The sequence below is a fragment of the Streptomyces sp. NPDC043853 genome (assembly GCF_056436025.1).
Genome location: NZ_JBWKDJ010000004.1, coordinates 509,562 through 531,852, shown reverse-complemented (window position 1 = coordinate 531,852; position 22,291 = coordinate 509,562). Strand labels below are relative to the sequence as shown.

The 22,291-nt window shown below is 72.3% G+C and carries 20 protein-coding genes and 1 tRNA gene; 11 read left to right on the top strand and 10 right to left on the bottom strand.

Annotation, left to right across the window (positions count from 1 at the left end):
• Positions 1–39: 39 nt before the first annotated feature.
• The gene (locus tag AC067U_RS14625; protein ID WP_478830010.1) at positions 40–1,128 is read right to left on the bottom strand and encodes an ABC transporter ATP-binding protein; all 1,089 of its coding nucleotides are present in this window, start codon (positions 1,126–1,128) and stop codon (positions 40–42) included.
• 179 nt (positions 1,129–1,307) lie between these two features.
• Here AC067U_RS14625 and AC067U_RS14620 point away from each other — a divergent pair.
• Together AC067U_RS14620 and AC067U_RS14615 are read left to right on the top strand one after the other, a co-directional pair.
• Positions 1,308–1,384, top strand: a tRNA-Thr gene (locus tag AC067U_RS14620).
• Positions 1,385–1,645: 261 nt separating this feature from the next.
• Positions 1,646–2,290: a ScbR family autoregulator-binding transcription factor gene (locus AC067U_RS14615; RefSeq protein ID WP_478830009.1), complete on the top strand. Its 645-nt coding sequence runs from the start codon at positions 1,646–1,648 to the stop codon at positions 2,288–2,290.
• Here AC067U_RS14615 and AC067U_RS14610 read toward each other — a convergent pair.
• Positions 2,287–3,690: an NAD(P)/FAD-dependent oxidoreductase gene (locus AC067U_RS14610; RefSeq protein WP_478830008.1), complete on the bottom strand. Its 1,404-nt coding sequence runs from the start codon at positions 3,688–3,690 to the stop codon at positions 2,287–2,289. The genes AC067U_RS14615 and AC067U_RS14610 overlap by 4 nt on opposite strands.
• A 125-nt stretch (positions 3,691–3,815) precedes the next feature.
• Here AC067U_RS14610 and AC067U_RS14605 point away from each other — a divergent pair, with 125 nt between their 5' ends.
• The 3 genes from AC067U_RS14605 (at position 3,816) to AC067U_RS14595 (ending at position 5,969) form a co-directional block, all read left to right on the top strand.
• Entirely contained in the window at positions 3,816–4,706 is an 891-nt protein-coding gene (locus AC067U_RS14605) for an aminoglycoside phosphotransferase family protein (protein WP_478830007.1), read from the top strand.
• A gap of 84 nt (positions 4,707–4,790) precedes the next feature.
• Positions 4,791–5,264 (top strand): N-acetyltransferase family protein, encoded by a 474-nt coding sequence (locus AC067U_RS14600; RefSeq protein ID WP_478830006.1) that lies wholly within the window; start codon positions 4,791–4,793, stop codon positions 5,262–5,264.
• Between the two features lie 36 nt (positions 5,265–5,300).
• Positions 5,301–5,969: a pentapeptide repeat-containing protein gene (locus tag AC067U_RS14595; protein ID WP_478830005.1), complete on the top strand. Its 669-nt coding sequence runs from the start codon at positions 5,301–5,303 to the stop codon at positions 5,967–5,969.
• 47 nt (positions 5,970–6,016) lie between these two features.
• Here AC067U_RS14595 and AC067U_RS14590 read toward each other — a convergent pair whose 3' ends face one another.
• The 3 genes from AC067U_RS14590 to AC067U_RS14580 all read right to left on the bottom strand — a co-directional run bounded on the left by AC067U_RS14590 (position 6,017) and on the right by AC067U_RS14580 (position 9,231).
• Positions 6,017–6,520 carry a hypothetical protein gene (locus tag AC067U_RS14590; RefSeq protein ID WP_478830004.1) on the bottom strand — a complete coding sequence of 168 codons (504 nt, stop codon included), beginning with the start codon at positions 6,518–6,520 and terminating at the stop codon, positions 6,017–6,019.
• Positions 6,521–7,354: 834 nt separating this feature from the next.
• The gene (locus AC067U_RS14585; RefSeq protein ID WP_478830003.1) at positions 7,355–8,011 is read right to left on the bottom strand and encodes a response regulator; all 657 of its coding nucleotides are present in this window, start codon (positions 8,009–8,011) and stop codon (positions 7,355–7,357) included.
• Positions 8,008–9,231, bottom strand: a complete 1,224-nt coding sequence (locus tag AC067U_RS14580; protein WP_478830125.1) for a sensor histidine kinase — start codon at positions 9,229–9,231, stop codon at positions 8,008–8,010. The genes AC067U_RS14585 and AC067U_RS14580 overlap by 4 nt, the downstream gene beginning before the upstream one ends.
• A gap of 1,094 nt (positions 9,232–10,325) precedes the next feature.
• On the opposite strand from AC067U_RS14580, the gene AC067U_RS14575 reads away from it, so the two are divergent.
• Together AC067U_RS14575 and AC067U_RS14570 are read left to right on the top strand one after the other, a co-directional pair.
• Entirely contained in the window at positions 10,326–10,877 is a 552-nt protein-coding gene (locus tag AC067U_RS14575) for a GlcG/HbpS family heme-binding protein (RefSeq protein WP_478830002.1), read from the top strand.
• Positions 10,878–10,913: 36 nt separating this feature from the next.
• The gene (locus tag AC067U_RS14570; RefSeq protein WP_478830001.1) at positions 10,914–12,332 is read left to right on the top strand and encodes a M1 family metallopeptidase; all 1,419 of its coding nucleotides are present in this window, start codon (positions 10,914–10,916) and stop codon (positions 12,330–12,332) included.
• A 250-nt stretch (positions 12,333–12,582) separates the two neighbouring features.
• On the opposite strand, the gene AC067U_RS14565 is transcribed toward AC067U_RS14570, so the two are convergent.
• Positions 12,583–13,158: a TerD family protein gene (locus AC067U_RS14565; RefSeq protein WP_478830000.1), complete on the bottom strand. Its 576-nt coding sequence runs from the start codon at positions 13,156–13,158 to the stop codon at positions 12,583–12,585.
• Between the two features lie 189 nt (positions 13,159–13,347).
• Here AC067U_RS14565 and arfB point away from each other — a divergent pair, with 189 nt between their 5' ends.
• Entirely contained in the window at positions 13,348–13,773 is a 426-nt protein-coding gene (arfB, locus tag AC067U_RS14560) for an alternative ribosome rescue aminoacyl-tRNA hydrolase ArfB (protein ID WP_478829999.1), read from the top strand.
• A gap of 75 nt (positions 13,774–13,848) precedes the next feature.
• On the opposite strand, the gene AC067U_RS14555 is transcribed toward arfB, so the two are convergent.
• On the bottom strand, positions 13,849–14,382 hold the full coding sequence (locus tag AC067U_RS14555) for a flavin reductase family protein (protein WP_478829998.1): 534 nt from the start codon (positions 14,380–14,382) through the stop codon (positions 13,849–13,851).
• A 305-nt stretch (positions 14,383–14,687) separates the two neighbouring features.
• Between AC067U_RS14555 and cdgB the strand changes: the two genes are divergently transcribed.
• Together cdgB and AC067U_RS14545 are read left to right on the top strand one after the other, a co-directional pair.
• A complete protein-coding gene (gene cdgB, locus AC067U_RS14550) occupies positions 14,688–16,547 on the top strand; it encodes a diguanylate cyclase CdgB (protein ID WP_478829997.1) in 1,860 nt (619 codons plus the stop codon).
• 68 nt (positions 16,548–16,615) lie between these two features.
• Positions 16,616–17,599 carry a carbohydrate-binding protein gene (locus AC067U_RS14545; RefSeq protein ID WP_478829996.1) on the top strand — a complete coding sequence of 328 codons (984 nt, stop codon included), beginning with the start codon at positions 16,616–16,618 and terminating at the stop codon, positions 17,597–17,599.
• A 23-nt stretch (positions 17,600–17,622) separates the two neighbouring features.
• On the opposite strand, the gene AC067U_RS14540 is transcribed toward AC067U_RS14545, so the two are convergent.
• The 3 genes from AC067U_RS14540 to AC067U_RS14530 form a co-directional block, all read right to left on the bottom strand.
• Positions 17,623–18,549, bottom strand: a complete 927-nt coding sequence (locus tag AC067U_RS14540; RefSeq protein ID WP_478829995.1) for a 1-phosphofructokinase family hexose kinase — start codon at positions 18,547–18,549, stop codon at positions 17,623–17,625.
• A 145-nt stretch (positions 18,550–18,694) separates the two neighbouring features.
• On the bottom strand, positions 18,695–19,846 hold the full coding sequence (gene nagA, locus AC067U_RS14535) for an N-acetylglucosamine-6-phosphate deacetylase (protein ID WP_478829994.1): 1,152 nt from the start codon (positions 19,844–19,846) through the stop codon (positions 18,695–18,697).
• Positions 19,846–20,739, bottom strand: a complete 894-nt coding sequence (locus AC067U_RS14530) for an ROK family protein (RefSeq protein WP_478830124.1) — start codon at positions 20,737–20,739, stop codon at positions 19,846–19,848. The genes nagA and AC067U_RS14530 overlap by 1 nt, the downstream gene beginning before the upstream one ends.
• Before the next feature lie 205 nt (positions 20,740–20,944).
• Here AC067U_RS14530 and AC067U_RS14525 point away from each other — a divergent pair, with 205 nt between their 5' ends.
• Complete coding sequence (locus tag AC067U_RS14525; protein ID WP_478829993.1) at positions 20,945–22,249, top strand: ABC transporter substrate-binding protein; 1,305 nt, start codon at positions 20,945–20,947, stop codon at positions 22,247–22,249.
• The last annotated feature ends 42 nt before the right edge of the window (positions 22,250–22,291 follow it).

Here is a 22,291-nt window from a genome sequence, read left to right as displayed (position 1 = left end):
CACCGGAGAGGTCCGTACGGGAGCCGTACGGACCCGGCGTCAGTCGGACAGACGCTCGCCGGAGGAGGTCGAGAACACGTGGGTCTCGCCGCCGCGCGGCACGACGTGCAGCTTGGAGCCCTTCTCCGGCACCTGGCGGCCGCCCACCCGGACGACCAGGTCCTGGGCCTTCTCGCCGACCTGCGCGGTGCCGTAGACGTAGCCGTCGGCGCCGAGCTCCTCGACCACGTTGACGGTGATCGCCAGACCGCCCTCGTCGCTGATGTCGAAGTGCTCCGGGCGCACGCCGACGGTCACCGTACGGTCGCCCGCGTCGGCGGCGGCGGACAGCGCCTCCCGCGAGACCGGGATGACGGAGTCACCGAACTTCACGCCGCCGTCGGTGATGGGCACCTCGACCAGGTTCATGGCGGGCGAGCCGATGAAGCCGGCGACGAAGAGGTTCGCCGGGCGGTCGTACATGTTCCGCGGGGTGTCGACCTGCTGGAGCAGGCCGTCCTTGAGGACCGCCACCCGGTCACCCATGGTCATGGCCTCGACCTGGTCGTGGGTGACGTACACGGTGGTGATCGCCAGGTCGCGCTGCAGGGCGGCGATCTGGGTACGGGTGGACACGCGAAGCTTGGCGTCCAGGTTGGACAGCGGCTCGTCCATCAGGAAGACCTGCGGCTTGCGGACGATGGCCCGGCCCATGGCCACGCGCTGGCGCTGACCGCCGGAGAGCGCCTTCGGCTTCCGGTCCAGGTACTGGGTGAGGTCCAGCATCTTCGCGGCCTCCTCCACCTTCTGGCGGATGGTGGCCTTGTCCACGCCGGCGATCTTCAGGGCGAAGCCCATGTTGTCGGCGACGCTCATGTGCGGGTAGAGCGCGTAGTTCTGGAACACCATGGCGATGTCCCGGTCCTTGGGCGGCAGGTGGGTGACGTCGCGGTCGCCGATGCGGATCGCTCCGCCGTTGACGTCCTCGAGGCCGGCGAGCATCCGGAGCGAGGTCGACTTGCCGCAGCCGGAGGGGCCGACGAGGACGAGGAACTCGCCGTCCTCGATCTGCAGGTCGAGCTGGTCGACGGCGGGCTTGTCGCCGCCGGGGTACAGCCGGGTCGCCTTGTCGAAAGTGACAGAAGCCATGGTGATGCATCCCTTCACCGGCAGGAACGTGCCGGACGATCCGAGTAAAGGAGTGTGTTGTTGGTCTAGTCCATGACGGACTTCCCGGTGACGCTACCTGGAGGTTCCCGTTCTGTCAGCACCCGTGGCCAATCTGATGGCTCGGGGAATCCGCTGCTGTGTAGAGTGAGGGCGGTTACGCCTCCTTAGCTCAGCTGGCCAGAGCACCGCTCTTGTAAAGCGGGGGTCGTCGGTTCGAACCCGACAGGGGGCTCCAGTGCAAGACCCCCGGGTGCTCGTTGCCGGGGGTCTTCCTCGTCCGCGGATGCCGTGCCAGGGGGCGCGGCCGGAGCGCGGCCGGTTCACCCGGCGGCGTACGCGCCGGTGCCGAGCCCGGCCGCGAGGCTTCCCGCGAGCGGATCCACCGGTGGAACCGGAGCAGGACCACGGCGCCCGGGGAGCGCGGTGTCGTGGAGCCGGCGAGAAAAAAATCGAGCGGTAGCTTTGTTCGGTCGACGTGCCGAGAGAGGTGGGAGCCGTGCCGCGGACCGTGAAGCAGGACCGCGCCTTGCGGACGAGGGCGGCGCTCATCCAGGCGGGGGCCGAGGTCTTCGGCGAGGAGGGGTTCGCCGGGGCCAGCGTGACGCGGATCGCCGACCGGGCGGGGATGACCCTGGGGGCGATGTACTTCCACTTCCCGTCGAAGGAGGCGCTGGCCCGGGAGATCGTGCGGGCGCAGCCGGACCTGGTGAGTCCGCCGCTGCCGTCGGAAGGGTTGCAGCACGCCGTCGACATGACGCTGACGTGGGCCTACCGGCTGTTGACGGATCCGCTGTTGTTCGCGGGGGCGCGGCTGGTGATGGAGCAGGACCGGTTCATCGGTGGTGAGGCGAACACGCACCGGTTGTGGACGGAGCTGCTGGCGCTGGACTTCGAGCGGGCGGTGAAGCGGCGCGAGTTGCGCAGGTCGGTGGATGTGGGCGCGCTGGCACGGCTGGTCGTCAACGCGTGTACGGGCGCGCAGATGCATTCGCACATGGAGTCGGGCCGGGTGGACCTGCCGCGGCGGGTGGAGGAGATGTGGCGGCTGGTGCTGCCGGCGGTCGCGACTCCGCGGGTGATCGAGCGGCTGGAGTTCGGTGCGGAGCGGGGCCGCGGCCAGGTCCTGACAGGCCCTGGCTAGTGGCGGCCGGAGATCCGGTCGGCGATCCGCGCGAGGGGTGCGGTGTCGGCGGTGTGGGTGGCGGTTTCGCGGCGGTCGGCTTCGCGGTAGGCGGCGTAGAGGGCGTGTACGCCGAGCCAGCGCAGGGGTTCCGGTTCCCAGCGGCGGACCCGGTGGTCGACCCAGGGGAGGGTGGTCAGGTCGGTGGGGCCGCCCTGGCCGGAGTCCTGCTGGATCAGGTCGCGGAGGGTGCGGGCGGCGAGGTTGGCGGTGGCGACGCCTGATCCGACGTAACCGCCGGCCCAGCCGAGGCCGGTGGCCCGGTCGAGGGTGACGGTGGCGCACCAGTCGCGGGGGACGCCGAGTACGCCGGACCAGGCGTGGGTGACCTCCACTCCGGTGAGCCGGGGGAAGAACGCGGTGAGCAGCTCGGTGAGGGCGGCGATGGTCTCCGGCTGCGTACGGCCGTCGTTGTCGGTGCGGGAGGCGAACCGGTAGGGGACCCCGCGGCCGCCGATGGCGATGCGGTCGTCGGCGGTGCGTTGTGCGTACATGTAGGCGTGGGCCATGTCGCCGAGGGTGGCGCGGTCGGTCCAGCCGATCTGTTCCCAGGTCTCCGCGGGCAGCGGGGCGGTGACGATCATCGACGAGTTCATGGGCAGCCAGGATCGCTTCTGGCCCTTGAGACCTGCCGTGAAGCCCTCGGTGCAGCGCAGGACGTAGGGGGCGCGGACGGTCCCGTACGGGGTGACGGCGCGCTTGGGGGCGATTTCGGTGACCGGCGTCGACTCGTGGATGGTGACGCCGAGGCGTTCGCAGGTCTCGGCGAGGCCGGTGACGAGTTTGGCGGGGTGGATGCGGGCGCCGTGGGGGGTCCAGGAGGAGCCGACGGCGTCGGCGATGTCGATGCGGGCGCGCGTTTCGGTGGCGCCGAGCAGGACGCGGTCGGTTTCGCCGTAGCCGACCTCGGTCTCGTGGAAGGCCTTGAGGCGGGTGAGCTGGGCGGGGGTGCGGGCGACTTCGAGGACGCCGCCGCGGTGGATGTCGGCGTCGATGGATTCCTTGGCGGCGGTGTCGATGACCTCGGTGACGGTGTCGTTCATGGCCTGCTGGAGGCGCTGGGCGGCGTCCTTGCCGTGCAGTTGCGCGTAGCGGTCGCGGCCGGCGATGCCGTTGTAGAGCCAGCCGCCGTTGCGGCCGGAGGCCCCGTACCCGCAGAACTTCCGTTCGAGGACGGTGATGCGGAGGAAGGGGGCCGCCTGCTTGAGGTAGTAGGCGGTCCACAGGCCGGTGTAGCCGCCTCCGACGATGACGACGTCGGCGGTGGCGTCGGAGGTGAGGGGTGCGCGGGGCGGCGGGGTGCCGTGGGTCGCGTACCAGAAGGAGATGCCGCCGTTGATCGTCGCGCTCGCGCTGGTCATGGGGGTGTTGGTACACCGCGTTCCGCATGCGTGTCCAGGTCTGGGACGACTGTTCGACGGCCTCCGGCCGGGGAACTGCACACCGGGTCGGTGCACGAGGGGGAGGAGGCAACTAGCGTCGGATCATGGTCGAGATTCCCGATGCCTTGATCGAGTCGCAGCTGGAGTGGAACGGGGAGGCCGGTCGGGCCTTCATCGAGGCCCTGCCCGCCCGGGCGGCGGAGTTCTTGGAACGGTGGGAGCTGCGCCGGACCGGCTCCGCGATGCACGGGGTGGCCGCGCTGGTCCTGCCGGTCGACCGGGCGGACGGCACCCCGGCCGTACTGAAGCTGCAGGCGGTGGACGAGGAGACCGAGGGAGAGCCGGTGGCACTGCGTACCTGGGCCGGACGCGGCTGCGTACGGCTGCTGGAGCACGACGCGGTGACCGGGACCCTCCTCCTGGAACGCCTCGACGAGACCAGGCCGCTGTCGGCGCTCGCGGCGACGGACCCCCACGCGGCGGTGCGGGTGATCGCGGAGCTGCTGGCCCGTCTGACGGCCGCACCGGCACCGGCCGGGATGCGGCGGCTGGCGGACATGGCCGCGGCCATGCTGGCGGCCGTACCGGACGCGGCCGCCCGGCTGGCGGACCAGCGGGACCGGCGGCTGCTGCGGGACTGCGCGGCGGCGCTGGCGGAAGTGGCCGGGGAACCCGGGGACCGCCTGCTCCACTGGGACCTCCACTTCGACAACGTCCTGGCGGGCGGCCGCGAACCATGGCTGGCGATCGACCCGAAGCCACTCGCCGGCGACCCCGGCTTCGAACTGTGGCCGGCCCTGGGAAACCTCTTCCACCCCGACGACATCCGCCACCGCTTCGACCTCATGACGGACGTCATGGGCCTGGACCGGGACCGCGCCCGCTGCTGGACGCTGGGACGCCTCGTACAGAACGCACTGTGGGACATCGAGGACGGCGAACGCGCCCTGGACCCGGACCAACGCACGGCGGCGGAACGACTACTGGCCCGCTGACGAACGGTCCGCCGGCCGACGGAAGCCGGAGGCACCGGAAGCCGAAGGCATCAACAGACGCGATGGGACCTAGGCTGTGCGCCCATGATCAGGACTGCAACCCAAGCCGACGTTCCGGCCATCCACGCCATGATCTGCGAGCTCGCGGAGTACGAGAAGGCCCTCCACGAGGTGCGCGCCACCGAGGTCCAGTTGCGGGAGGCGCTGTTCGGGGAGCAGCCGGCGGCGTTCGCGCACATCGCGGAGACCGACACCGGCGAGGCGGTCGGCTACGCGATCTGGTTCCTGAGCTTCTCGACCTGGCGCGGGGTGCACGGCATCTACCTGGAGGACCTGTACGTGCGCCCCACCGCGCGGGGCGGCGGCCACGGCAAGGCCCTCCTGGCGGAGCTGGCACGGACCTGCGTGGAGCGGGGCTACCAGCGGCTGGAGTGGTCGGTCCTGAACTGGAACGCACCCACGATCGCCTTCTACGAATCGCTGGGCGCGCGGCCGCAGGACGAATGGTCGGTGTACCGCCTGACGGACGGCCCGCTGGCGGCACTGGGCTCCGCCTGAGGGCCGCCTGTCAGTGGGGCGGCCCACCATGGGGGCATGGCACAGAGGGCAGGCAGGGCTAGGAAGACGAACCGGCCTGTGGTGAGGCTGCCGGAACTCGAACCGTACGCGGGTGGCGGGCTGGAACCGGAGGGCGACTACGACGGCCTGGAGTTCGCCGGGCTGGAGCTGAGCGGGCAGGACGGGACGGGGGCCCGGTTCCTGGACTGCCTGCTGGCGGACTGCGCCCTGGACGAGGCGCGCCTGGGCGGGGCCCGCTTCACGGACTGCGTCCTGGAGCGGGTGCGCGGCGTGGGCACGGATCTGGCCGGGGCCGGTTTCCGGGACGTGGAGCTGACCGATGCCCGGCTGGGCGGCATCCAGGCGCACGGGGCCGCGCTGGAGCGCGTCCTCGTACGCGGCGGAAAGATCGACTACCTGAACCTGCGGGGCGCCCGCCTGAAGGACGTGGTGTTCGAGGGCGTGGTGCTGGCCGAGCCGGACTTCGGGGACGCGGAACTGGAGCGCGTGGAGTTCCGGGACTGCGTACTGCGCCGTGCGGACTTCTCGGGGGCACGCCTGGCGGAGGTGGACCTGCGCGGCGCCGCCGAGCTGGACGTCGCGGGCGGCCTGGACCGGCTGGCGGGAGCAGTGATCAGCCCGGCCCAGCTGCTGGACCTGGCACCGGCACTGGCAGCACAGCTGGGCATCCGCGTGGAGGTCTAGCTTGGCGCCTGCGGCACCCGCGAACGCCAGGCATCGAGACGGGGAGATCAGGCGGGTACGCGGGGAAACCGTGACTGCAGGTTCCAGATGGCCGGATTGTCGCCGAGACCCTCGTGCATGTCGATCAGATCGGCGATCAGATCGTGCAGGAAGTCCCGGGCCTCGCGGCGCAGCAGCCGGTGGCTGAAGGTCAGCGGCGCCTCCTCGGCCGGCATCCAGTCGGCCTCGACGTCCACCCAGCCGAACCGGCGCTCGAACAACATGCGGTCCGTGGACTCGGTGAAGTCGAGCTCGGCGTACCGGCTGTCCGCCGACCGGCTGCCCCGGGGGTCCTGGTCGAGCTGCTCGACGATGTCGCAGAGCGCCCAGGCGAAGTCCAACACAGGCACCCATCCCCAGGCTGTGGACAACTCCCGGTCCTGCTCGGTGTCGGCGAGGTAGACGTCCCCGCAGAACAGGTCATGGCGCAGGGTGCGCACGTCCGCGGTCCGGTAGTCGGTCTGCGGCGGATCGGGAAAGCGGCGGGAGAGGGAGTAGCCGATGTCGAGCATGGCACCGATGGTGTCACGGCCGCGCGTCGCCCCCGCGGGTGCGGTCTCGCGGCGCGGCGACTGCGGCTCCGCGAGTGCGGCTCCGCCGCAATGGGCTTTCGCGCTCCGCGCGCGGGTCTCCCACCCGCCCACCAGTTCAAGGCATCACGAATGCTGAGCCGCCAGCGGATAGTCATCGCCGGTGGCGGCTGAACGGCCCATGGCTGACGGCCCACGAGGCCTGTCGGCCGTCATCTCGGCAGGAGGAAGGGGAGATCGCAGGCGGATCTCCCCACCCCTGACGGCCCGCATCCGCCATCCCGGCAGGAGCGCGTAGAGATCGTTGGCGGTCTATGTCCGGCCCCCGACGGCCCGCACTCGCCGACCGCCCGGAGCGCGTAGCGATCGTTGGCGGCCTATGTCCGGCCCTCGGCGGCCCGAATCCGCTGATCAACAGGAGCGCGTAGCGATTTGGTGCGCCTGGACCGGCCTAAATTACGTAGATCTGATCGACTTCACTTCCGCACCCGCCCGGAGGGCGGCTGGCCGAGCGGGAGCCGCTGCCCGTGCCCGCCAACGCCAAAGCGCCAGGATCCGAAGGCTCCTCCCATGCCATCCCCCGGGGGCGGCCCGACAGTCCTTGTCGTTGCGTGACGGTCGTCGGCGTCAAGGGTGGCCCAACGGGCCATCGGCTTGCCGACGCGACCAACGGGAGCGCCCTTGACGCCGACGGCCGGCACGTAATGACACTGGGACTGACGGGCAGACCCCGGGCACCTTCCAGACGCCGCTCGGCCGAAGTCCTGAGGGCCGACCGTGGTAGGAATCCCTTCCCTTTAGGGAGGGGAGCGGAAGTCAATGCAGCAACCGCCGCTCCTTGGCCACCGCGACCGCCCCCGCGCGCGTGTCGACGCCGAGCTTGTCGTAGATGCGGCCCAGGTGGGTCTTGACCGTCGCTTCGCTGATGAAGAGTGCGCGGGCGATCTCTCGATTCCCGAGCCCGTGCGCGAGCTGGCCCAGGATGTCCAGTTCACGTTCCGTCAGGGTGGGCCGGGAGCCCCGCATGTGGGCCATCACGCGGCTCGCGACCGGCGGCGAAAGCGTCGTCCGCCCCTGCGCAGCCGAATGGATCGCGGCGAAGAGCTCCTCCGGGCGTTCCGCCTTCAGCAGGTAGCCCGTGGCGCCTGCGCCGATGGCACGAGTGATGTCGGCGTCCGTGTCGTACGTCGTCAGGACCAGGACGTGCGGCGGCCGGGGCAGGGCGGTCAGCCGGCGCGTGGCCTCGACCCCGTCGATCCCGTCCCCCAGTTGCAGGTCCATCAACACCACGTCCGGGTGCAGTTTGGCGGCCAGCGCGACCGCCTCCTCGCCGTTGCCGGCCTCTCCCAGCACCTCGATGTCGGGTTCGCTGCCGAGCAGTGCGAGCAGCCCGGCCCGGACCACCACGTGGTCGTCACACAGCAGGATCGTGGTCGGCGTACGGGAGGCGTCCGAGGAGGACGAGGGGGTCATGAGGCGGGCTCCAAAGGCAGCGCGGCGGAGAGGACCGTGCCCTCGCCGGGGACGGATTCGATGGTGAGGGTGCCGCCCAGCTGACGCACGCGGGCGTGCATGGCGGGCAGCCCGTGGCCACGGTCCGTACGGTCCGCACCGGCGGGTCGGGACTCGGTGAAGCCACGGCCGTCGTCGGCGACGTCCAGGACCACCTGGTCGCCCAGGAAGCTCAGCGTCAGCGCCGCCGTGCGGGCGCCGGAATGCTCCCGTACGTTCGCCAGTGCGCCCTGGGCGATGCGGAGCACGGCTGACTGCGTGCGGTCGGGCAGCGGCACCGGCGTCCCCTCCAGATGGAAGCGGACGGTGATGTCCGGGCCGGCGTCCAGCGCGCGCAGCGCGTCGGTCAGCCCGGCGCCGTTGTCGAGCTCGGGCGGTGCCAGGTCGGCGACCAGGCGGCGCGCCGCGGCGAGCCCGCGGGCGGCGATCTCGTTGGCGGTGCGGACATGGGCCCGCGCGGTGCCCGGGTCCGCGTCCCAGGTGCGGTCGGCCGCCTGCAGCAGCATCTGCTGGCTGGAGAGGTGCTGGGCCAGGGTGTCGTGGATCTCCATGGAGAGCCGCTGCCGCTCGGCGAGGGTGCCTTCGCGGCGCTCGGTGGCGGCCAGTTCGCGGCGGGTGCGGATCAGGTCGTCGATCAGGGCCTGCTGATCGGCCGCCTGGCGCTCCATGTGGATGAAGACGGCGGCGGCGAGGGCCGCGACGGCGGGCGGGGCCAGCAGCAGGTTGGGGTCGAACGGGCCGCTCGCCAGGCGCAGGTTCGCGGCCACGACCAGGGCGGTGAGCAGGCCGACGATGGCCACGGCGGCGCGGGGCGGGAGGGTGCGGAGGGCGGTGTAGAAGAGCGGCACGGCGCACCAGGCGAAGCTCGGGGCGAGGAGGACGAGGACGACCCACACGGCGATGACCAGGCCGAGCCAGAGCAGGCGGCGGGGGGAGGGGCGCCGGGCCGCGCCGGAGGCACCAGCCGCACCGGAGCCACCCGCGCCACGGGGGCCGCCGGAGATCGCGGTGCGGCCGGGGGCAGGCGGGGTGCCGGTGCGGCCCAGGGCCGGCCCGAGTACGTACAGCAGGGCCAGGGTGATGCTGAGGGCGATAACCCAGGGGGTGCGGGGTTCGCCGGGGTGGCGCAGGAGGAATCGGGTGACCGAGGCGGTGAGCAGGAGGAAGAACGCGGTGTGCATGACCGCGGCGAGGGCGCGGGTTCGGGTGCGCCCGGCACGTTTGGCAGCTCCGCTGCCGGTGCTCCGGGCTGTGCTCTTGCCGGTGCCGCCGGTGCCGCCGGTGCCGCCGGTGCCGCCGGTGCCGCCGGTGCTGCCGGTGCTGCCGGTGCTGCCGGTGCTGCCGGCGGTGCTGCCGGCGGTGCTGCCTTGGCCGGTGCCGCTGGTGGGGTGCTGGCCTGCGGTCACGGCGGTCCTCTCGGGTCGGGGTCGTACGTCCATCGTGCGCTGCTTCGCCGGGCGGCGGCGTTGGCGGCCGGACCGGCTTGGGCGGCCGGACGGGCTTGGGCGGCCGGACCGGCTTTGGCGGCCGGGCCGGGGTTGGCCGGCTTCGGGTCCGGGGGCCGGGGGCTCCGGGTGGGGTATCCGGGACGGCATGATTTACGGCGCGTTGCGCGGGGTCCGGTTGTCGGGCGGGGGTGTGCGCCACAAATCACGCTTGGGTGTCCCGGACACCCCACCCTCCACCCCCGACCCCCTCCCGGCAGTCCCTTGGCACGGGCGGCCGACGTACCTCGGGGCGGCCGACGTACCTCAAGGCGGCCGACGTACCTCGGGGCGGCTGACGTACCTCGGGCGGCCGAAGTACCTCGGGCGGCCGAAGTACCTCGCTGTGGGCAGGCGGCGTCCCGCAGCCCCGAGCCAGAGGCAGAGGGGAGGGAATCCCAGCCGCGAGGCGGGGTCCCGGGGGCGGAGCTCCGGGTGAGAGGAGTCCTCCGACCAGGAAACTCGCCGCACGCGGCGGTTCACATCAGCCGATCGGTTGACCCCGGGGTCAACCGGTTCGGGGCGGGGTGCGAGCCGGTACGGGGACGGGGTGGCGGCCTTCGCGGGACCAGCATGGGTGGTGCGGAAGGAGCCCGGCCCGCAGCGCGGCCGGCGAGCACTCGCCGCACGACGGCCACCAGCCGCCGCGCAGCAGGCCCGCGCAGCAGGCCCACGCCGCAAGCGACCCCGCCCAGAGCGACTCCGTTCCGAGCGACCCCGTTCCGCGCGACACCACTCCGAGCGACCCCGCCCAGAGCAGCGACCCCGCCCACACGCCAAGGAGCATCCGCATGAACACCCGTACCCGCGTCCTCACCGGTGCCGCCCTCGCCGTCGCGTTCGGCGCCGGCACCTTCGGCGCCGTCACCGCCAACGCCGCCCCCGCGGCCAACGCCGCCAAGCCCGCCGCCGTGGCCAAGAAGAGCGACAGCGAGAACTTCACCACCACCACGCACCTGACCATCGAGGCCGCGACGAAGGCCGCGCAGGCCTCTCTGAAGGCCGCGCAGAAGGAGAACCAGAAGGTCACCGTCGCCGTGGTCGACCGGAACGGCAACACCATCGTCACCCTGCGTGGCGACGGCGCGGGCCCGCAGTCGTACGAGTCCGCCGAGCGCAAGGCGTTCACCGCCGTGTCCTGGAACGCCCCGACCTCGGTGCTCGTGGGCCGCCTCGCCCAGGCCCCGAACCTGAAGGACATCCCCGGCACGCTGTTCCTCGGCGGCGGCGCCCCGGTCCAGCTGAACGGCGCCCCCATCGCGGGCATCGGTGTGGCCGGCGCCCCGAGCGGTGACCTGGACGAGAAGTACGCCAAGGCCGGCGTGGAGTCGCTCAACGACTGACCTTCGTAGTCGGTTTGAAGGTTTTAAGATCGTGCGGTGGACAACCGTACGTTCTTCCGGGCCGCCGCCCCCGTCACCGCCGCCCTGCTCGCCCTCACCACGGCGTGCACGGGCAGCACGGTGCAGGGGCGGCCCGGTGCTTCCGGGCTGCGGGATCTCCTCTTCCCGAAGGCGGGGAACGGCGGGTACGACGTCCGGCATTACGACCTGTCGATCGACTACCGGCCCGACGACGGCGCGATGTCCGGCACCGCCGTCATCACGGCCCGTGCCACGCAGGGGCTGAGCTCCTTCAACCTCGACCTGTCCGGGCTGGACGTGGCGGACGTGAAGGTCCAGGGCGCCCCCGCCCGGTTCAACCGCACCGGCCAGGAGCTGACGGTCCGCCCGACGGCGGACCTGAAGAAGGGCGAGGTGTTCCGTACGGTCGTCCGGTACTCGGGGAAGCCGAGGACGGTGAGCGACCCGGACGGGTCCGAGGAGGGCTGGATCCCGACCGAGGACGGGGCCCTCGGGGTCGGTGAGCCGGTCGGGTCGATGGCCTGGTTCCCGGGGAACCACCACCCGAGCGACAAGGCCGCGTACGACATCTCGCTGACCGTGCCCAAGGGCTACGAGGCGGTGTCCAACGGGCGGCTGGAGTCCAGGACGGAGAAGGACACGGACGGCACGTCCGTGTTCCGGTGGCGGAGCGCGGAGCCGATGGCGAGCTATCTGGCGATCGCCGCCATCGGGAAGTACCGCGTCTCCACCGGTACCACCGCGTCCGGGATCCCGGTGTACACCGCGGTCGTGCCGGGGGAGGCGGCGGCGAGCGCCGAGGCGCTCGGCAAGATCCCCGACATCGTGGACTGGGGGAGCCGCAGGTTCGGGCCCTATCCGTTCTCGGCCGCGGGCGCGGTCGTCGAGGAGCCGGACGCCCTCGGGTACGCGCTGGAGACGCAGACCCGGCCGGTCTATCCGGGCGCGCCGACCGTGGACCTGGTGGTGCACGAGATGGCGCACCAGTGGTTCGGCAACTCGGTGTCGCCGAAGTCCTGGAAGGACATGTGGCTCAACGAGGGCTTCGCCACGTACGCGGAGTGGCTGTGGTCGGAGGACCACGGCGGGCTCACCGCGGAGGAGCGCTTCCAGGCCTTCCGGAAGGGCGACACGACGGTCGATCCGTCCGCGGACGCGAAGTGGGGGGACTTCCCGCCGGCGAACCCGCCGTCCGCGGAGGTGATTTCCGAGGACCCCGTGTACTACGGGGGTGCGATGGTGCTGCACCGGATCCGGCAGGAGGTCGGGGACGAGAAGTTCTTCGACCTGGTGAAGGGCTGGGCCCGCGAGCACCGGCACGGCAATGCGGACACCGCCGCCTTCGTGGCCTACACCGAGCAGCGGACCGGCAAGGACCTGGACAAGCAGGTCTGGAAGAACTGGCTGTACGGGACCGGCAAGCCCAAGGGCTGAGCGCCCCGGCACGACCGCCCGGGAGCCTGCCCGACGGCGACGGCGACGGCGACGCCGACGGCGACAGCTACAGCGACGGTGACAGCTACAGCTACAGCTACAGCTACAGCTACAGCGACGGCGGCGAGATGACAGCGACGCCGACGCCGACAGCGACAGCGACAGCGAGGTCACCGAGTGGCGGAGCCCCTCCCCGGACGGCTGGGAAGGGGATTCCGCCACGGTGCGCTGCGCGCGGGTGGACCAGGGATCAGACGTTGACGCCGAAGTCCTGGGCGATGCCGGTCAGGCCGGAGGCGTAACCCTGGCCGACCGCGCGGAACTTCCACTCGGCGCCGTTGCGGTAGAGCTCGCCGAAGACCATGGCGGTCTCCGTCGCGGCGTCCTCGGAGAGGTCGTAGCGGGCGATCTCGGCGCCGCCGGCCTGGTTGACCACGCGGATGTACGCGTTGCGCACCTGGCCGAAGTTCTGGCTGCGGGAGTCCGCGTCGTAGATGGAGACCGGGAAGACGATCCGGTCGACCTCGGGGGACAGCCCGGCGAGGTTGACGTTGATCGCCTCGTCGTCGCCGGAGCCCTCGCCGGTGCGGTTGTCACCGGTGTGGACGATGGTCTGGTCCGGGGTGGACCTGTTGTTGAAGAAGACGAAGTGGCCGTCGGACACGACCTTGCCCGTCGCGTTCACCGCGATGGCCGACGCGTCCAGGTCGAAGTCGACGCCGGTCGTCGTACGGACGTCCCAGCCGAGCCCGACCGTGACCGCGCCGAGGCCCGGTGCCTCCTTGGTGAGCGAGACGTTGCCGCCCTTGGACAGGCTTACCGCCATCGGATGTCCCTTTCCTCGAATTCCTCGAACCATGACCTCAGAACCGGCTGCGGGGCCGGGGTGGTCAAGCTATCGCTGACTGTCATAACGCGGCGAGGGGGAGGGAAGGTTCCAGGCAGCCGAGTGACGGTCGGAACGTCCGGCGAAATGGAGGTGACGGGGACGGCGCGCGGGCGCGACCATGAGGGCATGCCTGGTCCCTATGTCATCCGCGGTTCGGTCGTGGTGCCCGAGGCCGAGCTCCGGTGGCGTTTCTCGCGTTCCTCGGGGCCCGGCGGGCAGCACGTGAACACCTCCGACTCCAAGGCGGAGCTCCTCTTCGACCTCGCCGCCACGTCCGTGCTTCCGGAGGTCTGGAAGCAGCGGGCGCTGGAGCGGCTCGCCCCTCGGCTGGTGGACGGGGTGCTCACCGTTCGCGCCTCGGAGCACCGCTCACAGCTGCGCAACCGCGAGATGGCACTGGTCCGTCTCGCCTCGCTGCTGGCCGAGGCGACCGCGCCGCCGCCGAAGCCGCGCCGGGCGACGAAGATCCCACGGGGCATCAACGAGCGGCGCCTGCGGGAGAAGAAGGCGCGCGCCGAGACCAAGCGGGGCCGGACCGGCCGCGACTGGTAGCCGGCCGTACGGCGGACGGCCGCCGGACGGCCGCCAGCCGTACGGAGTGTCTTCCTGCAGCCCCTTCCCCCGCCGCTATGCGCCCAGTTGCCGGTACCGCCCCCGGAAGTACGCCAGCGGTCCCGCCTCGCCCGGCCGTACGGAGGCGTTCAGCACCCGCCCGACCACCAGGGTGTGGTCCCCGGCCGCCGTCCTGGACTCCGTACGGCACTCCAGGGTGGCCAGGGCGCCGCCGATCAGCGGGGCGCCGCTCAGTTCCCCGCGCACGTAGGGGAGATCGGCGAACAACAGCCGGTCGCTGATCCGGCCCTTCATCGCGAACCGGCCCGCCACCTGTCGCTGGTGTTCCGCCAGGACCGACACCGCCCACAGCGGCTGCTCGGCCAGCAGGTCGTCCATCCGGGAGCCCTCGCGCACGCTCACCAGCACCAGCGGCGGGTCCAGGGACACGGACATGAAGGCGGTCGCGGTCATGCCGACGTCCTCGCCGAAGGGCGGCTCCTGTGCGGTCACCAGCACCACACCCGCGGCCAGCCGTGACATGGCGGCGCGGAACTCGTCTTCGCTCACGCCTTCAGCATGAAGGGTCTCAGGTCTCGTGTTCGGCACGTTCCGAACGCTAGTCTCAGGCTCCCGCGCCCCGCATCGGGCTCCGGTCGGACCCTCGGGGAGACCAAGGTCGGAGCGGGGTCCCAGGCCCTGCGTACCGTCGTTTGCGCCGGGGAATGAAGGGGAGCGCTCCAGGCCGCCGGACGGCCGTCTTTTCATACCGTGTGACTTGACTCACAGAGGGCAAGATTTGTTGACCCTGTGTACCTGGCGCACAGCTCACTGTGATTCAGTGGACGGGACACCGCAACGAAACGCCGATGACGAACCTGGAGTTGCTGTCGAGGTCTCGGGGAGAGCGAGCAATGGAGACCGAGTCGGAGCCGTACGTCCGCCTTGCGACCCTGCGGCAGCTCCATCAGGTGGTGGCCGAACTCAACACGGCTCGGAGCCTGGCGGACACCCTGCAGACCGTCGTCGACGGCATCGTCGTGGGCCTCGGCTACGAACTCGCCTGTGTCAACCTCGTCCGCCCCGACGGTGATCTCGTCGTCGCCGCGTTCGCCGGGGACCCCGCCGCCGAAGCCCTGATCACCGGACGTGTCGGCTCCCGCACCTCCTGGGACCGCCGGCTCGCCATGGGCGAGTCCTGGGACGGCCTGCGCTTCATCCCGCACACCGAGGGCTGGGTCCTGCTGGAGGACGACGTGCCGCAGTGGCACACCGACGGCCCCGAACCGCGCTTCCACGACGAATGGCACCCCGAGGACCGGCTCTACGCGCCGATGTACGCCTCGGGCGGCGAACTGCTCGGGGTCATTTCGGTCGACAGGCCGCGCAACGGGCGCCGCCCCGGGGCGTGGGGGCGCGAAGCGCTGCAGATGTACGCCTTCCAGGCGGCCATTGCGATCAGTAACGCCAGGCTCCGCGCGAACATGCAGCGCGCCCTGGTCCGGCTGGAACGGGAGCAGCAGGCGCTCCGCGCCAGCGAAGAGTCGTTCCGGCAGGCGTTCGAGTACGCGCCGAGCGGCATGGCCATCGCCGAGATGGGCGGGGACCAGCACGGCCGGCTGCTGCGCACCAACGACGCGCTGTGCCGACTGCTCGGTCGGCCCGCCTCCGTGCTGCGCCGCTACTCCTTCTCCGACCTGGTCCACCCCGAGGACATCGGGACCCTGCTGCGCACCTCCGCCGAGGGCGGTCGCGCCGAGCTGCGGCTGGGCCGCCGCGACGGCACGTACGTGTGGGTCTCGCTCCGCAACTCCGTCGTCGCCGACGCCGCCGACGGGCCGCGGTTCCTGCTGACCCACGTCGAGGACATCGAGGAGCGCAAGCGGCACGAGCTGCAGCTCGCGCACCGGGCCAGCCACGACTCGCTGACCGGCCTCCCCAACAGCGCCGAACTGCGCGCCCGGCTCGCCGCGCGGCTGTGCCGCCGTCCGCACTCCGTGCGGTCCGGCGCCGTGGAGGCACTGGACGCGGCCTACGAGGGCCGCCCGGCCGCCCCCGGCACCGGCGAGCACGGGTTCCGGCCCGGCGCCCACCAGGGTGACGGGTACCAGGCCGACGGATATCAGAGCGAGAGCGCCGGCTACCAGCGCGATGCGTACCAGGACGGGTACCAGGGGAACGGCTACGCCGGGGAGGCGTACCAAGCGGACCGCCTCCCCTCCGGCGGGTACCCGGGCGAGGGCCGCCAGGGCGACGGGTACCCCGACCCCTTCGAGATCCCCGCGGCCCCGGCTCCCGCGGCCGCCGGCCCCGGCGGCGGAGCGTACGACCACCACGTGCACGCCGTCGCGCCGCCCGCCGACGTCGACGACGGCAGCAAGGGCCTCGCCGTGCTCTTCTGCGACCTGGACGGCTTCAAATCGATCAACGACCGGTTCGGCCACCACACCGGTGACGCGGTGCTCATCGAGGTGGCGCGGCGGCTGACGACGGGCGTCAGGGACGGTGACACCGTCGCCCGGCTGGGTGGTGACGAATTCGTCGTCCTCGCCGACGGCCTGGGTGCCGCCGACGCCGCCGATCTCGCCGTCCGGCTGCGCAACGCGATCATCCCGCCGATCCGCGTGGACGGCCGTGCGGTGCGGGTGGGCGCCAGTTTCGGCATCGGCTGGGCCAGCTGCGGAATGTCCGCGGAGGAAGTGCTGCGCTCGGCCGACCAGCGGATGTACATCGAGAAAAGGTCGCGTTCCAAGGCACATCGACGGGCCGGCTGAGTGGATCCGGAGCCCGTGGGCGCACGTGTTCGGGGTAGGCTCCCGTGGGTCGAAAGGAGTGACCCGCGATGACCACGCCCGCGAACAAGCCCGAGGACGAGGATCCGTTCGGCTACCTCTACGCGGACGGCCAGGCTGCCGGAGCCACCCCGCCGCCGGGCGGTGGGTACGGCTACCCCGGTCCGTCGGCCGGTGGTCAGGCCGGCCCGCAGCCGGGCGTGCCCCGGACCTCGTACAACCAGGTGCGCACGGTCGGCGAGCGGACGTACGGCGGCCAGCGCGGCAGTGTTCCGCCGCAGCCCCAGCCGCACTACGCCGCGCCCGAGGCGATCGCCGCCGGCGGCTACGGCGTGCCGCCGCAGCAGCAGCCCCCGCAGCACCAGACGCAGACGATCGCCTCGCACGGCGGCGGTGGCGGCTCCGGCCGGCGCGGCCTGCTGATCGCCGCGATCGCGGTGGTCGGCGCGGTGGTCATCGGCATCGGTGCCGCGCTGGCCTTCGGCGACAAGGGTGACAAGGACAACACGTCCGGCACCCAGACCACCGCCGGCACCGGCCAGACCCAGTCGCCCCAGCCGCAGAACAACTCGGCGAGCCCCGAGCCCAGCGCGTCGGAGAAGCCCGCGGACAAGCTGCCCAAGGGTGACGCGGGCGGCCCGGGCATGGCCATCTCCGGCGGCGCCAAGCTGGACAGCACGGTGAAGGGCGCCAGGTCCGCGAGCGGCCAGTACGTCGGCCAGTTCAACCAGGTCGGCGCGGCCGTGACCTGGACCCTGGACCTGCCCAAGGGCGGCACGTACCGCTTCTACATCCGGTACGGCATCCCGGGCGAGGACGCCAACGGCACGCTGACGATCAACGGCAAGCCCAACTCGTCGCCGGTCCGGCTGCACAACTTCTCCAAGCAGCCGCAGGGCGACTGGGAGAAGGGCTGGCAGAGCACCTGGGGCCAGGTGGAGCTCAAGGAGGGCACCAACACCATCAAGCTGTCGTGCGAGGCGGGCAACAAGTGCAACGCCAACATCGACCAATTCTGGCTGACCAACGGCTGATCGGGATCAGCGGCTGACCGGGATCAGCGGCTGACCGGCTGACCGGCCGTCACCTCCACCGACCCCCGTACCTGTTCGTAGGTGCGGGGGTCGAACTCTCCCGCCACCGGCGCCGCGACGGTCGCCGCCGACAGGGCCACCGCGCGGGCCAGGCGCTCCGGCCAGTCCAGGCGTTCCGCCAGGCCCGACAGCAGGCCCGCGACCGCCGAGTCGCCCGCACCCGTGGGGTTCCCGGCCAGGGCGCGCGGCGGGGCCGCCTGCCAGGTGCCCTCCGGAGTGGCCGCCAGCAGGCCGCCGGGGCCGAGCGAGGCGACCACCGCGCGGGCGCCGCGCCGGCGGGCCGCCAGCGCGGCCGGGAGCGGGTCCCGGGCGCCCGTCAGCTCCGCCAGCTCGGCGGTGTTCGGCTTGATCAGGTCCGGGCGGGCGGCGACGCCCCGGCGCAGTGCCTCGCCGCTGGTGTCCAGCAGGACCGGGACCCCGGCCGCACGGGCCTGCCGGACCAGGACCGCGTAGGCGCCGACGGGGACGCCGGGCGGCAGGCTGCCGCACAGCGCGACCGCCTCGGCCTCCCGGACCAACTCGTCGTAGCGGGTGAGGAAGCGGGCCCACTCGGCCGGTGCGATCGGCGGGCCGGGCTCGTTGAACTGGGTGGTGTCGCCCGAGGCGGCGTCCACCACGGCCACCGTCCGCCGGGTGTTCCCGGCGCAGCCGACCAGTGCGTCCCGTACGCCCGCGCCCAGCGTGCCGCGCAGCACCTCGCCGACGGGCCCGCCCGCGAAGCCGGTGACCGTCACCTCGTGTCCCAGCGCGGCCAGGACCCGGGCCACGTTCACGCCCTTGCCACCGGGCCGCTCGCGGACCTCGCAGACCCGGTGCGAGGACCGCGGTGCCAGCCGCGGCACGTGGTACGTCAGGTCCAGTGCGGTGTTCAGCGTGACGGTCAGGATCATCGGCACCCCCCGGGCGGTCGGCTTCGTCAGGGCAGGCCGCCGACGGCGCTCGCGCCCCGGCCCGGTCCGCCCGGTGCCGGGATCATGCCAAACCGGGGTGCGGTCCGCCCACCCCCCGGTCCGGCCGGCTTCGCCGACTACCCGCTCAGCCGATGGGGCTGACGATCCATTCGCCGCGCCGCATGACGCCCTTCAGGTCGAATTCGGCGTCCAGCACGACCAGGTCGGCGTACTTGCCCGGTTCCAGGGAGCCGACCTGGTCGTAGAGGCCGAGGAGCCTGGCCGGGTTCGCGGAGATCGCCTGGACCACCGATTCCACCGGCAGCCGGTCGATGGTGACGGACCGTTTGAAGGCGGTGTCCAGGGTGAGGGTGGAGCCGGCGATGGAGCCGCCCTCGACCAGCCGGGCCACCCCGTCCTTGACCTCGACCTCCAGCGGGCCGAGGTGGTAGGTGCCGTCGCCGAAGCCGGCCGCGTCCATCGCGTCGGTGATCAGCGCGACCCGCTCGGCGCCGGCGTGGTGGAAGGCCAGTTCCAGGGCGGCCGGGTGCAGGTGGGTGCCGTCGTTGATGAGCTCGACGGTGACCCGCTCGTCCTCCAGGAGCGCGGCGATCGGGCCGGGCTCGCGGTGCGCCAGGCCCGGCATCGCGTTGTACAGGTGGGTGGCGACGGTGGCGCCCGCGTCGATGGCCTGCCGGGTCTGTTCGTACGTGGAGTCGGTGTGCCCGATCGCGGCGATCACCCCGTGGTCGGCGAGCAGCCGTACGGAGTCCAGGCCGCCGGGGAGCTCGGTGGCGAGGGTGACCATCTTGGCCGTTCCGTGCGCGGCGTCGACCAGCTTGCGGACCTCGGCCGGGTCGGGGTCGCGGAGCAGGGACTCCTTGTGCGCGCCCTTGCGGCAGGGGTTGATGAACGGTCCCTCGAAGTGGACGCCCGCGATGTCGCCCTGCTGGGTCAGTTCGGCGAGCAGGCCGGCCCGGCGGGCCAGTTCGTCGAGGTCGCCGGTGACGGTGGAGGCGATCAGGGTGGTGGTGCCGTGCGCGCGGTGGGTGCGGACGCCCCGGAGGACCTCCTCGGCGGTGCCGGAGGTGAAGGAGGCGCCGCCGCCGCCGTGGTTGTGCATGTCCACGAAGCCGGGGACGAGCCAGTGGCCGGAGAGGTCGAGGTGCGCCGCGCCCTCGGGTGCGCTGCCGGCGATCCGCTCGCCGGTGACGATGACCCGGCCGCCTCGGACGGTGCCGGTGGGCAGCACCACCGTGGCCCCGGAGAGAACGGTGCTGTGTGCGCTTCCGGACATCAGGCAGGTACCTCCGTGGCGAGTAGGTCCCAGGCGAGCAGCCCTGCGCCCAGGCATCCGGCGGTGTCCCCGAGGGCCGCCGGCACGATGTGGGGGAGCCGCTGGAACGTCACGCGTTCCCTGACGGCCGTCCGTAGCGGTGTGAACAGGGTTTCCCCGGCCTCGGCGAGTCCGCCACCGATGATCAGCGTGCGCGGGTCCAGCAGGGTGAGGGCGGTGACCAGGCCGTCGGCGAGGGCGTCGACGGCGGTCTGCCAGACCCGTGCGGCCGCCGGGTCGCCGGAGGCGACGGCCTTCGCGCAGTCCGCGGCGTCCGCGCCGGGGGCGCCGGAGGCGGCCGCCCAGGCGCGGGAGACGGCGGCGGCGGAGGCCAGGGTCTCCAGGCAGCCGCGCTGGCCGCAGCCGCACTCGGGGCCGCCGGGGCGGACCACGATGTGGCCGATCTCGCCGGCGTACCCGTGGGCGCCGGCCTCGATGCGGCCGTCGATGCCGATGGCGCCGGCGATGCCGGTGCCGAGCGGGACGAACAGGAAGCGGTCGGCGTCCCGGCCGGCCCCGATGCGGCCTTCGGCGAGGCCGCCGGCGCGTACGTCGTGGCCGAGGGCGACCGGGATCCCCGCCAGGCGCGCGCTGAGCAGCTCGCGCAGGGGGACGTCACGCCAGCCGAGGTTGGCGGCGTAGACGGCGATGCCGCGGTCGGCGTCGACGATGCCGGGGACGGCGACGCCGGCCGCCGCGGCGGCGGTGCCGTACCGCTCGGCGCCCAGGGCGCGGAGGTCGGCGGCGAAGCCGAGGATCGACTCGACGACGGCGTCGGCGCCCCGGTCGCGGCCGGTCGCGCGGCGCGCCTCGTGCAGCAGGGAGCCGTCCTCGGCGACGAGGGCGGCCTTCATCCCGGTGCCGCCCACATCGAGGGCGATGACGTGTTTCACGGGTTTCACGGTGGACAGTCTCGCGTGCCGGAAGGGGAAAGGTCTAGTCCATTGAGGGGGTTTGTTGAGCGGCCATACAAAAGGACCGCTCCGGTTGTGGGTGAACGGCCGAAGTGGTGTAGACCTTATGAGCATCGTACGGACAACCTGGGGTGGATCGAGAGCTGTGCAGGGCCGTTACCGAAAGGCCGCCGCGACGGCTGCCGCGCTGTGCCTGACCATGACGCTGACGGCGGGCTGCGGAGCCCTCGCCTCCAGTGGGGACAACGAGGTGACCCTCCGGGTCGTGGCGGCCGACTACGGCGACAGTCCGCAGAATTCCTCCGCCGCCTACTGGAAGACCCTCGCCACCGACTTCGAGAAGGCCAATCCGGGCGTCAAGGTCGACGTCAGCGTCTACTCCTGGTCGGAGGTCGACGCCAAGGTCGCCGAGATGGTCGAGGCCGGCAAGGCCCCGGACATCGCGCAGATCGGCGCCTACGCCGACTACGCGGCGGACGGGAAGCTCTACCGGGCCGACGAACTGCTCTCGGTCCGCACCGAGGCGGACTTCCTCGGGCCGCTCGCCGACGCCGGCATGGTCGACAAGGTCCAGTACGGCATGCCGTTCGTGGCCAGCACACGACTGCTGTTCTACAACCGCGCGCTCTTCGCCGAGGCGGGCATCACCGGCAAGGGCGAAGGCGCCGAGTGGCACCCGAAGACCTGGGCGGACCTGGAGTCGGCGGCGAGGAAGCTCAAGGCGAAGGGCGTGAAGACGCCCTTCGCGCTGCCGCTCGGCCGCGAGGAGGCCCAGGCCGAGACCATGCTGTGGCTGCTCGCCGGCGGAGGCGGCTACACCGACACCGAGGAGCGCTACGCCATCGACTCCCCGGCCAACGTCCGCACCCTCGAATGGCTCCGCGACAAGCTCGTCGAGCCCGGCCTGACCGGCCCCGTCGAACCCGGCAAGCTGGACCGGCAGGCCGCCTTCGCCGCGTTCACCCGCGGCGAGGCCGGCATGCTCAACGGGCACCCCGCCCTGATGAAGCAGGCCGAGGCCAAGGGCGTGGCGTACGGCATGGTGCCGATGCCCACGGTGGACGGGGAACCGCACTCCACGATGGGCGTCGCGGACTGGGTGATGGCCTTCCGCAACGGCCACCGCAAGGAGGCCGGCAAGTTCCTGGACCACCTGTTCACCACGGAGAACGTCACGAAGTTCACCGAGACCCACGGCCTGCTGCCCGCCACCACCAGCGGCTACCACGCCATGGAACGCGGCACCGGAGTCCACAGCGGGCGGCTGCGCACCTTCCTGCCGGCCCTGCCCACCGCCCGGCTCTACCCCGTGAACAAGAAGTCCTGGGCCGCCGTCAGCGAGGACGTCAAGCAGAACATCGGCTCGGCCCTGCGCCCCGCCCCGGCCTCGCCGGCCAAGACGCTGGAGGAGCTCGCGGCGAAGGCCCACGCGGCGGACGGCGGCCGCTGACCGGCCGCTGACCGGCCGCTGACCGGCCGGCGGCCGGCCGCC